Source organism: Prevotella sp. TF12-30, assembly GCF_003436715.1.
GTDB classification, from domain to species: domain Bacteria; phylum Bacteroidota; class Bacteroidia; order Bacteroidales; family Bacteroidaceae; genus Prevotella; species Prevotella copri_A.
On sequence record NZ_QSQJ01000018.1, the window covers coordinates 1 to 14133 of the forward strand.

The window sequence follows — 14133 nt, forward strand, 5'->3', positions numbered from 1 at the left end:
CTGGTGGAGCTGCTGATATCCAAGACTCCGGAAATCTATCAGCCTGCTGTGGCGCACGCTATTTTTCCTTCGCTCGCTACCCATCTCTGGAGAACCAGATTCAGATATATCGACAACGTGGAGCACGAAGCTACCCTGATGACTTGTCTGCTTGCAGGCACAGGCGCAGGTAAAAGTTGTGTGCAGAAACCTATCGATTTCATCATGGAGGATATCCGTAAGCGCGACCAGGAAAACCTGAAGCGTGAGAAGGAATGGAAGGATGAAATGATGCGCAAGGGTGCCAACAAGGATAAGCGCAAACGTCCTGAGAATCTGATTATCCAGGAGATTGATGCCGATATGACCAACCCAGCCTTCGTGATGCGTACCGCTGAAGCCAAGGAACATTTCCTTTATACTTCGCTGAACGAAATCGACCAGTTTGATGCACTCAAGGGTATCGGCAATCAGCAGTTCCGTATTATGTGCCTCGCCTTCGACCCAGGTAACTTATATGGACAGACGCGAGTCGGAACCCAAAGTGTAACCGAGCGTGTTACCATCCGTTTCAACTGGAATGCTTCTACCACCATCCATAAAGGCATCAGGTATTTCAAGCGTGTGCTGACCGATGGTCCGGTTTCCCGAATCAACTTCTGTACCATCCCCGAAAGAGATATCGGCGAGGACATTCCCGTCTATGGAACCTACGACGATGAATTCAGAAATTCTCTGAAACCTTACATCGATAATCTCTGCATGGCTTCGGGTCTGGTGGAGTGCAAGGAGGCTTTTCAGCTTGCTGAGGTGCTGAAGGATGAGAATGCGGAGTTCTCCCGTCTGTCGCAGGACAGAGTCTATGAGAATCTGAGTTTCCGAGCCAACGTAATCGGCTATCTGAAGGCTTGTGTGCTCTATGTGGCGAACGGTTACCAGTGGGAGCCGGAGATTGAGGATTTCATCCGCTGGAGCGAGCGTTACGACCTCTACTGCAAGATGCGTTTCTTCGGTGATGCCATCAAGAAGGCGGAGCGTGACGGTGATCAGGAAAGCAAGAAGGGACCTGCGAGCATTCTGGCATTCCTGCCCGACAAGTTCAGTTATCAGCAGGTAGAGAGCCTGCGTCTGAAAAACGACATGAACGCCAAGGGTACTGCCAAAATGTTGAGAAACTGGCTGCATCGCGGGTATATCGAGAAAGAAGAAAGTGACTCAGTGACTCAGAAACTCAGTGACTCAGTTTATTTCAAGACCCATTCCTAGAGTGGGGAATGAATCGCATCAGGAAAATTTTCCTGAAAATAATGAACGAAAAAAATCTTTTGTTTATGGAAATAGTTTTAGAGCGTATAGCGAAGAAGAATACTTATACCATCGGCCGACTGTATCTGTTGGCTGATGGTGATGTGAAGCGCAAGGTGCTTTCCGGCAAGTTTGCCGGCGACAAGCGCAGTTTCGAACATACTTTCGACTTGAAGAAGTTGTCTAAGGACAGCTACTTCTGTGACACCCTGGAGCCTACGTGGCGCAACCTGAAGGGGGATAGCGCTGAAGCCCGAGGAAGTGAATGCCAAGTACAGCCGTCAGAGCGGCAAGGTGGCAAGAAAGATTCCGGGGCATACTGCCATCCCCGAGGGATCGTATCGTGTGCTCGTTACCCTATCGCCCCGATTCAAGAAGTGGCTGCCGTATGTGCAGGGTGTTCCGGGTTTCGAGGGCATCCGTATCCATACCGGCAACTATCCCGACGATACGCAGGGCTGCATTTTGGTGGGCGAGAACAAAGTGAAAGGTATGGTGGTGAACTCCCGTATCTGGCTCACCCGACTGATGAAGCGCATCCAGGCGGCTGAGAATCAGGGAGAAGGCATCTGGATTACCATCATCTGATTTTCGGATTATCATCATCTGATATCGCATAACCGTATGAAAAAAAAGCGGCAGCCGTATCTTCCGGTTGCCGCTTCTTTTACATTATACGCTTTTACAAGCTTATCTTTTTTCCAAATCCTTATTCAGCATCCTCAGCCTTCTTGCGGCGGGAAATGCGCTTGCGCTTTGGCTTCTCATCTGTATTCGGAGTCTCGATCTTCACACCTGCCAACTCTGGGTCGATGAGGATACGGCCGCAGTACTCACAAGGGATGATCTTCTTGTGCATCTTGATATCCAACTGGCGCTGAGGTGGAATCTTGTTGAAGCAACCACCACATGCATCACGCTGCACGTAAACGATACCCAGACCATTGCGGGCACCCTTGCGGATACGCTTGAAGCTGGCGAGCAGACGTGGCTCAATCTTCTTCTCAAGCTCGAGAGCCTTCTCCTTCAGGCGCTCCTCCTCCTCGTGAGTCTCCTCCAGGATGTCTTCCAGCTCAGCACGCTTCTCTACCAGTCCGTGCTCCAGGTCAGCCTTCTTCTCCTCAGCCTTGTGGAGGTCGAACTCGCGCTCGCGCATCTTAGCCATGCCCTCGCGGATCTTCTTGTTGCAAAGCTCGATTTCCAACTCCTGGAACTCGATCTCCTTGCTCAAGGTATCATACTCGCGGTTGTTGCTCACGGTATCGAGCTGCGCATGATAGCGCTCCAGGCTAGCCTGTGCATCAGCAATCTCGTTCTGCTTCTGGTAAACAGCATGGTCGAACTGCTCGATTTCGCGCTGGATGTTCTCAATACGAGTGGTGAGACCGGCGATATCATCTTCCAAGTCCTGAACTTCGAGAGGAAGCTCACCACGCAACTCACGGTTCTCGTCGATGCCCGACAAGGTTACCTGAAGCTGGTAAAGAGCCTTCAACTTCTCTTCAACTGTCAAATCTGTAGGATCTTTCTTTGCCATAATTTCTTTATTTTATCTTTAAACCTTATTTTTTATTTTATAAATAGATGATGGGATTGGTGTTGATCTCCGAGATGCAGCATTTGGCATCTGGGAAATGAGAGAGGATGATGCTACGGAAGATTTCGCTGGTAAACTGCTCACTCTGATAGTGGCCGATGACGCAGATCTGAATCTCCTGCTCATGACCGAAATACTCGTGATAGCTCATCTCGCCCGTGATGAAGGCATCGGCTCCCGCCGCAATGGCATCGCCCAGCAGGAACGAACCCGAACCGCCGCAGAGCGCCACCTTGCGGATAGGGCGACGCAAGAGTTGGTTGCACTGCACGCACTCCACTCCGAAACGATCCCTGAGCAGCAGCACCAGGTCATCGGCAGCGATACCCTCGGCGAAATGCTCCTTCACCTCATCCGAAAGCTTGCCAGCCTGGGCAGCCTTCAGGATATCCTCGTCAGAGATCTCTCCTATTACGCCGCTGCCGCCTTTCACGCCATCCACTTCCTTCTCGCCACCGAAAAACTGCACGTTCTTCAGGCCCAGCTTCTCGGCAATCTTGAAGTTCACTCCGCCTGCCGCTGCATCCATGTTGGTATGCATGGAGACGATGGTAACATCATTCTTGATCGCCTTGCGAACGGTGCGCTGCACATAGTTCTCATCCGATATCCTGGAAAGCTTTCTGAAGATGAGCGGATGATGGCTTACGATGAGGTTGCAGCCCTTCTGGACCGCCTCATCCACCACCGCCTCAGTGACGTCAAGACACAACAATGCCCCTGACATTTCTACCGCCTCTGTCAATCCAACTTGCAGGCCGGCATTATCATATCCTTCCTGCAAGGGCAGAGGCGCGTAATGTTCAAGGGCATCAACTACTTCTCTTATTTTCACGCTCCTAATATGTCTTATTTTATAATTTAGGCTGCAAAGTTACGCATTTCTCACGAAATTAGCAAGCGTTTCACTAAAAATTTTCAAAAAATTATGTAAGTTGCCGATTTTTTTAGTATATTTGCACGCATAAAACATTAAAAATACAAAAGCTTATGCATCACTCAATATTACCTTGCGATTTCGCACTTCCCGCAGAATGGGAACCACAGAGCGCCATCATGCTCACGTGGCCACACGGCGGAACGGACTGGAAGCCGTATCTGAGACAGATAACCAACACGTATCTGCAGCTCGCAGACATCATCACCCGCTACGAAGACCTGCTGGTGGTGACACCTATCCTGGAAAGCACCCAGAGAATGCTCGCCGAAAAGCTGTCGGAGGGACAGATGGACCGCGTTCACCTCTACGAGATGGATACCAACGATACCTGGGCGCGCGACCACGGACCTATCAGTATGGTTTCGCGCGGCAGACACAATTCGCACATCATCCCTATCCATCTGCTCGACTTCAAGTTCAACGGATGGGGCGAGAAATTCGCATGGAAGAAGGACAATGCCATCAATCTGCAGCTCTACTATCAGGGAGCCTTCAATGCGGCGCTGGAGAATCACCAGGGCTTCGTGCTCGAAGGCGGAAGCATAGAGAGCGACGGCAGGGGTACGCTCTTCACCACATCGCAGTGCCTGCTGGCACCTCACCGCAACCAGCCTTTAACACGCGAGAACATCGACAGCCTGCTCAGGAATTTCTTCCATGTAAGAAACGTAGTATGGCTCGACCATGGTAATCTGGTGGGTGATGACACCGACGGACATATCGACACCATCGTGAGAGTGGCTCCGCACGACACCTTATTATATGTAGGGTGTGATGATGCGGAGGATGATCAGTATGAGGATTTTCAGGCGCTGGAGAAGCAGCTGCAGAAGCTCTTCACCTACGAGGGATACCCTTACCGACTGCTGAAGCTCCCAATGCCGGATGCCATCTATGACGAGGGCGACAGACTGACCACAGACAGGAACAGCAAGGGCGACAGACTGCCTGCCACCTATGCCAACTTCCTGATTCTGAACGGCGCCGTGATTTATCCTACGTACAACCAGCCTGAGAAGGACGAGGAGGCGAAGCGACAGATTCAGCTTGCCTTCCCAGACAGAGACGTGATAGGAGTAGATTCGCTCACCATCATCCGCCAGCACGGAAGCATCCACTGCCTCACCATGCAGCTGCCGGAGGGGGCTATCAAATAAAGTATTAGAAAAGACACAGACATAAATGAAACTCGGATTATTACAACTTCACATTACGGCGGACATCGCCGATAACAAGACCCGACTCGCTGAGGGCATCATCGACCTGGCGAAGCGTGGCGCAGAACTCATTGTACTGCAGGAACTTCACAACACGCTCTACTTCTGCCAGGTAGAAGATGTAGAGAATTTCGACTTTGCCGAACCGATTCCCGGTCCATCTACCGAATTCTACGGCAGGCTGGCAAAGGATCTGGGCGTGGTGATCGTTACTTCGCTCTTCGAGCGCCGTGCTCCGGGGCTGTACCACAATACGGCAGTGGTGATAGAGAAGGACGGAAGCATAGCCGGAAAGTATCGCAAGATGCATATTCCGGATGATCCTGCCTACTACGAGAAGTTCTACTTCACCCCTGGCGACCTCGGATTTAAGCCGATACAGACTTCCGTGGGCAAGCTTGGCGTATTGGTGTGCTGGGACCAGTGGTATCCGGAAGCAGCCCGCCTGATGGCGCTGCGGGGCGCAGACATCCTGATCTACCCTACTGCCATCGGCTATGCCACCTACGATACAGAGGAGGAGCAGCAGCGCCAGCGTGAGGCGTGGACCACCGTGATGAGAGGTCATGCCGTGGCAAACGGTTTGCCGGTAGTGGCTGTAAACCGAGTGGGATTCGAAGCTGACCCAAGCGGTCAGACCGACGGAATCCAGTTCTGGGGCAGCAGTTTCGTGGCAGGTCCTCAGGGCGAGCTTCACTATCGTGCGAGCGATGATGAGGAAGAGAGTCTGGTGGTGGATATCGACCTGAAGCACAGCGAGGATGTACGCCGCTGGTGGCCATTCCTGCGCGACCGCCGCATCGAGAACTACGGCGATATCACCAGAAGATTCATAGATTAAGGTAAAAGAGATTAGATTTTCGGGATAATGGAGAATTTGGAAGTGATGGTGGTTCTGTTCATCATCGTAGTTTTAGGTTACGTCGCCTGCAAGCTTGGCTATATGGGCGACAAGTTTGACAAGAAGCTGTCCAGCATCGTGGTAGATATCACCTGCCCGCTGCTGGTGCTCTCGTCTGTGATGGGAGATGAACTGCCCGACCGCACGCTCATTCTCCCGCTCCTGGGTGTAGGCTTTCTCACGTACATCTTATTACTGGTGTTCGGATTCGGGGTGCCTCGGCTCATCAGCAAGAACCATGACGACCAGGGAATGATCGGTTTCGCCCTGATGTTTGCCAACGTGGGATTCATCGGATATCCTATCGTTTCGAGCATCTTCGGACCCAAGGCAATCTTCTACGCCGCCCTGCTCAACATGCCGAACACGTTTTTCATCTTCACGGCTGGCGTGATGCTCATCAAGGGCGAATACAGCGTGAAGCAGTTTAACCCGAAGGTATTGCTGAGTCCGGCTCTGATTGCGGCTGCCGTGGCAGCCCTGCTGGTGGCGCTGGGGGTTCATACGCCTGATGTCATCGCCCGTCCGGTAACGATGGTGGGCAACGTAACGGTTCCTGTCGCCCTGATGATTATCGGAAGCAGCATGGCGAAGCTGCCCCTCAAGGAGATTATCGGCAGCCCGAAGGTTTACGTAGCCTCGCTGCTCCGCCTGGTAGTGGTTCCGCTGAGCCTCTACTTCTTCTTCAAGGTATGCGACGTGAGCGATGTGGTGAATAATATCAACACCGTGGTGATTGCGATGCCTGTAGCTAGCTTCGGCACCATGTTCTGCCTGAAATACGGCAGGAACCCGGCGCTCATCACAGAGTTGACATTCATCACTACGCTGGGCAGCATCATTACCATCCCGCTTATCACCCTGCTTTTCGGGTAGGGACAGGCGATGGGACAAAACCTAAATGCTACAACTTAACATAAAAAAGAAAGTATGAGAAAAAATAAAATGATAAAAACCAGCCGCCTCCTGCTGCTCGCTATGGCGCTCGGAGGCTTTACTAATCCTACAATGGCGGCACCGATAGAACACATCGGCGACCGCTACATCATGCACGTATCAGAAATGGAACTCACAGGCGAGGAATCGCTCCTCGACGTGCTGATGATGTGCCCCGAAGTCCTTACGATAGACGGCAACAACATCATCGGCGGTGATCCTTTCGCCAATCTCTACGGCAAGTTCGTCATCCGCATCGACAACCAGGAATATGGTCTCGACTACGCTACCCTGCTCCATCATTTCAAGGCGAGGGAGATAGAGAGCATCAAGGTTTGCCAGAACTCTGAGGTGATGAAGGGATGCAGCAGTCTGAAAAAGGTGATTGACATCACCCTGCGCAAGGGTGAGAACGGAGTGAGCGGAAGAGTAGGTTTCTTCGGCGACACCTATGGCGGAGGAAAGGGCATCGTGAGCGTATTGAGCCAGCAGGACAAGCTGCGCATCCTGAGCCACGTAGAGGGCAACATGCAGCGCACATCCAACAACGATCTGGGTTCCTATGCCGGTGATGGCCCAAGCCTCATCAATCACTATTCGCACGAGGGAGCCAAGATGAACATTCTCTGGACTCCTACCGAAAAGGACATGCTGGAAGTGGATGCGATGCAGACCTACACCCGAAACCATATTACCGGTACGCCAGCCGACTATGTGCGCGCCTACCATCTCCAGGCAGACTATACCCGCCTGCTGGGCGACAAGGGAGCGAGCATCCTCTTTACCCTGGGTGCCGAGAACATCAGCGACAACGGCGGAAATGCGGCAGATGCCAGTGCGGCACCTTATCGCAGCCATGCCACCTATCCGTTTATGGTGGTGGAATATGCCACTCCGGTGATTTCAGAGAACCTCTGGCTTACAGCCGGTTTCGAGGGCGGACTGTCTATCGAGAAGAACTGTGTGGCTGATTACACCAACCACTCCAACTATCAGGATCTGTATGCGCAGCTGGATTATACCATCGGCAAATGGGGCTTCATGGTGGGCGACCGATTCCGCACCATCAATTTCCGTCCGAAGCAGATTGCTACAGAAAAGAACTGGAAGCATAGTACCCACAACCATAGCTATACGGTGAGCGTATATCACAACTTTGCACCGGGCCATACCCTGCAGGGCACCTTCTGCCGCCGAATCTTCAATGCCGATTTTGGCGATTTCATTACAGCAGGCGATATGGAGGGGGCTTGGCGTCCATACTACACCAAGGACATCAGCGAGCGCCTTGCTTACGTGGCAGAGCTGAAGCACACCTACAGCAAGCCGAATCTCGTGGTAAGCAGTTCTATCAAGAATATCCATCAGGATCTTCCGGGTATAGATCGCGACAATACACTGGGCATCGGAACTACTGCCTTCTGGCATAAGGGAATGCTGAGGATTACCGCCGGAGTGAATTACTTCTGGGAAAAGGCTGAGATTTTCAGAGAAGAAGAAGGAATGAACTCTAAAACCAGCAAATACAGCAATTTTGCGATATTCAAGCTGGCTCCACAGCTGTCATTGCCTGCTGGCTGGCGCCTGACATCCAATATGATCTGGTGCACACGTCGCCACACGCTTACACCAGCCTATACGCCAGCCAATCTCTATGCCGAGGTGGGCGTATATAAGAACATAGGCAAGCATCTTACCCTGGAAGGCAGGTTCCACGATATTGCCGGTCAGCATTTCGGCAACCGTGCAGCCACCATGGGTTTCACCTATTACTTCTAGTTTTTTTCGGAAACAATTCTATCTGTACGGTCGAAACAATTCGGAAAACCTCAGGAAAAAACAATCATAAAAAGATATCCCGACTCTCCAAGAAAAAGGAGGGTCGGGATTCTCTTTATATAATATTTATGAACTTATAATCGTATGTTGATCCTAAATACATTTATGTTGATAATCTCTCTTTACTAAATCTTATGATCTTATGCTGAATCTCTCTCAACTATATCTTATAATCTTATGCTGAATCTCTCTCAACTATATCTTATGCTGATATCTCTCTTTATAGAGAATCTCTCTGATATTCATTAAAAAACTATGTTGATATGACCAGGATTCTAACCCAACAATCTTTTCTTATCTTTCTTATCTTTCTTATCTTTTTAGATGAGCGGCATTCCAGCCTTCTCACATTCTTTTCTCATATCTTCCGGCCAGATACTAGCCTGAATCTCGCCGATGTGCGCCTTGTGGAGCAGCACCATGCAGAGACGGCTCTGACCGATACCACCACCGATACTCAATGGCAACTTGTCGTTCAGGAGCTGCTGGTGGAAATAGAGCTTCTCTCTATCTTCCTTGCCTTCCAGCTTCAACTGGCGAAGCAGGCTCTCCTTGTCAACACGGATACCCATAGAGCTCAGCTCGAAGCTTCTGCCCAACACCGGATACCAGATCAGGATATCACCATTCAATCCCTCCTTGCCATTCTCGGCTATGGTACTCCAGTCGTCATAGTCAGGAGCACGGCCATCATGCTTCTTTCCATCGCTCAACTTTCCGCCGATACCCTCTACAAATACGGCACCATATTTCTTGCAGATAGCATCCTCGCGCTCCTTAGGAGTCTTGTCAGGATACATATCGAGCAAATCCTGCGCATGGATAAAATGAATCTCCTTTGGCAGGAAAGGCTTCAGCTGTGGATAGTGCTCGCAAGCCAGGAACTCGGTGCGGAGGATGGCTGCATAGATGCGGCGAACCACATCTTCAAGGAATGAAATGGTACGATCACCCTTCGTAATCACAGCCTCCCAGTCCCACTGGTCCACATAGAGCGAATGAAGATTATCAAGCTCCTCATCGGCACGGATGGCATTCATATCGGTATAGACACCATAGCCCGGCTCTATCTCATATTCTGCCAGGGTCAAGCGCTTCCATTTAGCCAGAGAGTGAACCACCTCAGCCTTTGCATCACCCAAATCCTTGATAGGGAAAGTTACAGGGCGCTCCACTCCATTCAGGTCGTCATTGATACCCAAACCCTTCAATACGAAGAGAGGGGCGGTGACACGGCGCAAGCGCAACTCTGTGGACAGGTTCTGCTGGAAGAACTCTTTTATCATTTTGATACCCATTTCGGTCTGGCGCATATCCAGCAGCGCCTCATACCCTTCGGGTTTTATCAGATTACTCATTTTATCTATTATATATCGTTTATAGTTTCTTATTTTACTGTTTATCTTACTTTCACGCTGCAAAGATACAAATTTATTATTAATCTGCAAGCGTTTTTCGAAAATATTTCGCAAAATGATAGCATTTTTTAGATTTTAAGTATCATTTTGTAGAGAAATTCACCGCATTTTCTCCCTATACATTATATATATAGAAAAAAAATGAGCCAAATATTTGGTTATTCGAAATAAAAAATGTACTTTTGCAGTCAATTACTCCTAAAGGGTAGGCGGCGTTTGCCGATTAATCGCCATTTCTGGTCTCGTAGCTTAGTTGAATAGAGCGTCAGATTCCGGTTCTGAAGGTCGTGGGTTTGAGTCCCACCGAGATCACTACTACATTAAAATTTAATTTAAGAACATGGATTTAGTAGAACGTTTCATAAACTATACAAAATTCGACACACAGTCGAGCGAAGACTCTGAAAGTGTGCCAAGCACGGCAAAACAGTTGGATTTTGCCAAGTACCTGAAGCACGAACTGGAGGAAGAAGGTCTGAGCGACGTAGAGATGGACGATATGGGCTACATCTACGCCACCCTGAAGGGCAATACCAAGAAAAAGACTCCTACCATCGGCTTCATCTCTCACATGGACACCAGTCCTGATGCCAGCGGAAAAGACATCAAGGCACGCGTCATCAAGAACTACGACGGCGAGGATATCGAACTCAGTCCGGGCATCATCTCCAGCGTAGAAAAATTCCCAGAACTCAAGGCGCACAAGGGCGAGGACATCATCGTAACTGATGGAACTACCCTGCTCGGTGCAGACGACAAGGCGGGCATCGCTGAAATCGTACAGGCAATGTGCTACCTCCGCGACCATAAGGAAATCAAGCACGGAGACATCCGCGTGGGCTTCAACCCAGACGAGGAAATCGGCATGGGCGCCCATCACTTCGATGTAGAGAAGTTTGGCTGCGACTGGGCTTACACCATCGACGGCGGCGACCTGGGCGACCTGGAATACGAGAACTTCAATGCTGCTGCTGCCAAGATCTACATCAAGGGCGTGAGCGTGCATACAGGCTATGCCAAGGGCAAGATGATCAACGCAAGCCGACTGGCTGTGGAATTCCAGAACATGATTCCTGAGGCAGAAACACCTGAGCAGACCGAAGGTTACCAGGGCTTCTATCACCTGCTCGGCATCGAAAGCCGCTGCGAGGAAGCCAAGCTCAGCTACATCATCCGCGACCACGACCGACAGAAATTTGAGGCGCGCAAGGATTTCATCGAAGACTGCGTGAAGAAGATGAACGAGAAGTACGGTGAGGGAACTGTTACGGCAGAAATCTACGACCAGTACTACAACATGAAGGAGAAAATTGATCCAAACATGCATGTCATCGACATCGTGCTCCGTGCCATGCAGGAGAGTGGTGTTCCACCTCGCGTAGAGCCTATCCGTGGCGGTACAGATGGTGCGCAGCTCAGCTTCAAGGGTCTTCCTTGTCCAAACATCTTTGCCGGTGGCGTCAACTTCCACGGTCCTCACGAATTCGTGAGCGTACAGGTGATGCAGAAGGTAGTGGATACCATCGTGAAGATTGCGGAAATCACAGAAGAGTATAACGACTAATATATATGGGGAATTTAGGAGAAATCTAAATTCCCCATTTTCATAAACTGACTATTTTTTAGAAAGAACATCATTTTCATAAAAAGAAAAATATGGCAGAAATTCCCTATTTAGTAAAAGACCTCGCCCTCATCCTGATGGTGGCTGGCATTGTTACCCTCATCTTCAAGCGGCTCAAGCAGCCCCTGGTGCTGGGTTACATCGTGGCGGGCTTCCTCGTGTCGCCCCACATGCCATATACCATGTCGGTGATGGACGAGACGGATATCCAGACCTGGGCAGACATCGGTGTCATCTTCACCCTCTTCTCGCTCGGTCTCGATTTCTCCTTCAAGAAAATCGTGAAGATGGGAGCCTCGCCCATCATCGCCTGCATCGTCATCGTCTTTTCCATGATGATGCTGGGCATCAGCGTGGGTCACAGCTTCGGCTGGGGCAGGATGGACTGCATCTTCCTGGGTGGTATGCTCGCCATGAGTTCCACCACCATTATATATAAGGCTTTCGATGATATGGGACTGCGGCAGCAGAAGTTTGCCTCTATGGTGATGAGCGTGCTCATCCTGGAAGACATCCTTGCCATCGTGATGATGGTGATGCTTTCCGCCATCGCCGGAGGCAACAATCCGGATGGCGAACAGATGTTTACATCGGTACTGAGGATTGGCTTCTTCCTGGTATTATGGTTTATCGTGGGCATCTTTGCCATTCCGCTCTTCCTGCGTTCGGTCAGGAAGTTCATCAATGGTGAAACCCTGCTCATCGTTTCCCTGGGACTGTGCTGCGGCATGGCGGTATTATCTACCAAGGTAGGTTTTTCAAGCGCTTTCGGAGCCTTCGTCATGGGTAGCATCCTGGCGGAAACCATTGAGGCAGAGAAGATTATCAAGCTGGTAGAACCGGTAAAGAATCTCTTCGGAGCCATCTTCTTCGTATCGGTAGGTATGCTGGTAGATCCCAACATTCTGGTAGAATATGCCGTTCCTATCCTCGCACTCGTGGCAGCCATCCTGATAGGACAGGCAACATTGGGAACCTTCGGATTCATGCTGGGCGGCGAATCTTTGAAGTCGGCAATGCGCTGCGGATTTTCGATGGCGCAGATTGGCGAGTTCTCCTTCATCATCGCCTCGCTGGGATTGTCGCTGGGAGTTATCAGCAACTTCCTCTATCCGGTAGTGGTGGCAGTTTCAGTCATCACCACCTTCCTCACCCCTTATATGATCCGACTGGCGCAGCCTTCCTATCAGCTGATGGAGAAGCATCTGCCTAGCAAATTCATCAATATTCTGAACCATTTTGCGATGAGCCGCCCCTCTACCCAACAGCAGAGCAAGTGGAAATCGCTGATTCGGCAGATGGTCATCAATACCGTGGCATACTCCATCCTTTCGGCTGCGGCGATAGCGATGATGTTCACCTTCGTCTTGCCTCTGATGCGCAATATGCTGCCAGGCTGGAATCTCCACTGGTATGCCAACGCCATCACGGGTCTGCTCACCATCGTACTCATCTCGCCTTTCCTGCGAGCCATCGTGATGAAGAAGAATCACAGCCAGGAATGGAAGCGACTGTGGGTGGAGAGCAGCATCAACCGCATTCCGCTGCTCTTCACGATATTCGTGAGATACGTCATTGCCCTGGGCTTCATCTTCTACATCATCAACTATCTGTCTCGCTTCACCAATGCGCTGATGGTATGCATCGGAGCCGTGATCGTACTGCTGATGTTGGGGTCGCGCCGCATCAAGAAACGAAGCATCGTGATGGAGCGCCTCTTCCTGCACAACCTTCGTTCGCGCGACATTGCCGCACAGGTAAACGGCGAAAAGCGCCCGCTCTACGAGGGTCATCTGCTGGATAGAGATATCCATATCAGTGAAATCGAGGTACCGGAAGACAGCATCTGGTGTGGCAAATCACTGAAGGAACTGCACCTCCGCCAACGTTTCGGCATCGATATGAGCAGCATCCGAAGGGGTTCGCAGCGCCTGAACATCCCGAATGGCGACACCGTGATATTCCCTGGCGACAAGCTTCAGATCATCGGTAACGACGACCAGGTACACAAGTTTGCCCAGGCGCTCACCACCGAGCTAGCCCCGGAAGATCTGGAGATAGAGAAGCGGGAGATGAAGCTCCGCCAGCTCATCATCAGCGGCGGCAGCGAATTTCTGGGCAAGACGCTGGAAGAGAGCGGAATCCGCAACAAATACAACTGTATGGTTGTAGGATTGGAAGAGGGTCAGGAGAACCTTACCCACATCCTCCCTTCCCGCGTATTCGAAAAGGGCGACATCATCTGGCTGGTAGGCGAAGAAGCCGACCTGCAGAAGATTCAGGAAAAGAGCTAAATAAAAGAACGAAAAAAGCTAGCAGGAAAAATCTGCTAGCTTTTTTGTTTTTTTGCCATAAAAGATTAATCTTATGGTAATAA

At 50.6% G+C, this 14133-nt stretch carries 10 protein-coding genes, 1 tRNA gene and 1 pseudogene; 9 read left to right on the forward strand and 3 right to left on the reverse strand.

The features are described from left to right. Together DXD25_RS08380 and DXD25_RS17165 are read left to right on the forward strand one after the other, a co-directional pair. Positions 1 to 1245: pseudogene (locus DXD25_RS08380) on the forward strand (hypothetical protein); the annotation flags it as partial. 300 nt (positions 1246 to 1545) lie between these two features. Further along, on the forward strand, positions 1546 to 1872 hold the full coding sequence (locus DXD25_RS17165; RefSeq protein WP_233522238.1) for a DUF5675 family protein: 327 nt from the start codon (positions 1546 to 1548) through the stop codon (positions 1870 to 1872). 121 nt (positions 1873 to 1993) lie between these two features. On the opposite strand, the gene DXD25_RS08390 is transcribed toward DXD25_RS17165, so the two are convergent. Then, positions 1994 to 2821, reverse strand: a complete 828-nt coding sequence (locus DXD25_RS08390) for a zinc ribbon domain-containing protein (RefSeq protein WP_089543537.1) — start codon at positions 2819 to 2821, stop codon at positions 1994 to 1996. Between the two features lie 37 nt (positions 2822 to 2858). Beyond that, positions 2859 to 3716, reverse strand: coding sequence for a Nif3-like dinuclear metal center hexameric protein (locus DXD25_RS08395; RefSeq protein ID WP_117662887.1), 858 nt, complete (start codon positions 3714 to 3716; stop codon positions 2859 to 2861). Between the two features lie 155 nt (positions 3717 to 3871). Between DXD25_RS08395 and DXD25_RS08400 the strand changes: the two genes are divergently transcribed. Genes DXD25_RS08400 through DXD25_RS08415 form a run of 4 tightly spaced genes read left to right on the forward strand, consistent with a single transcriptional unit; the run spans position 3872 to position 8654 of the window. Next, positions 3872 to 4978: an agmatine deiminase family protein gene (locus tag DXD25_RS08400; RefSeq protein WP_117662889.1), complete on the forward strand. Its 1107-nt coding sequence runs from the start codon at positions 3872 to 3874 to the stop codon at positions 4976 to 4978. A 25-nt stretch (positions 4979 to 5003) separates the two neighbouring features. Next, complete coding sequence (locus DXD25_RS08405; protein WP_117662891.1) at positions 5004 to 5879, forward strand: carbon-nitrogen hydrolase; 876 nt, start codon at positions 5004 to 5006, stop codon at positions 5877 to 5879. 27 nt (positions 5880 to 5906) lie between these two features. Then, positions 5907 to 6815, forward strand: coding sequence for an AEC family transporter (locus tag DXD25_RS08410; protein ID WP_117662893.1), 909 nt, complete (start codon positions 5907 to 5909; stop codon positions 6813 to 6815). Between the two features lie 54 nt (positions 6816 to 6869). Beyond that, positions 6870 to 8654, forward strand: a complete 1785-nt coding sequence (locus DXD25_RS08415) for a hypothetical protein (protein WP_147327878.1) — start codon at positions 6870 to 6872, stop codon at positions 8652 to 8654. A 380-nt stretch (positions 8655 to 9034) separates the two neighbouring features. On the opposite strand, the gene asnA is transcribed toward DXD25_RS08415, so the two are convergent. Beyond that, entirely contained in the window at positions 9035 to 10072 is a 1038-nt protein-coding gene (gene asnA / locus DXD25_RS08420; RefSeq protein ID WP_117662897.1) for an aspartate--ammonia ligase, read from the reverse strand. 298 nt (positions 10073 to 10370) lie between these two features. Between asnA and DXD25_RS08425 the strand changes: the two genes are divergently transcribed. The 3 genes from DXD25_RS08425 (at position 10371) to DXD25_RS08435 (ending at position 14050) form a co-directional block, all read left to right on the forward strand. Next, positions 10371 to 10444 (forward strand) — tRNA-Arg (locus DXD25_RS08425). A 28-nt stretch (positions 10445 to 10472) separates the two neighbouring features. After that, complete coding sequence (pepT, locus tag DXD25_RS08430) at positions 10473 to 11696, forward strand: peptidase T (protein ID WP_117662899.1); 1224 nt, start codon at positions 10473 to 10475, stop codon at positions 11694 to 11696. Positions 11697 to 11788: 92 nt separating this feature from the next. Further along, positions 11789 to 14050, forward strand: a complete 2262-nt coding sequence (locus DXD25_RS08435) for a cation:proton antiporter (RefSeq protein WP_117662901.1) — start codon at positions 11789 to 11791, stop codon at positions 14048 to 14050. The last annotated feature ends 83 nt before the right edge of the window (positions 14051 to 14133 follow it).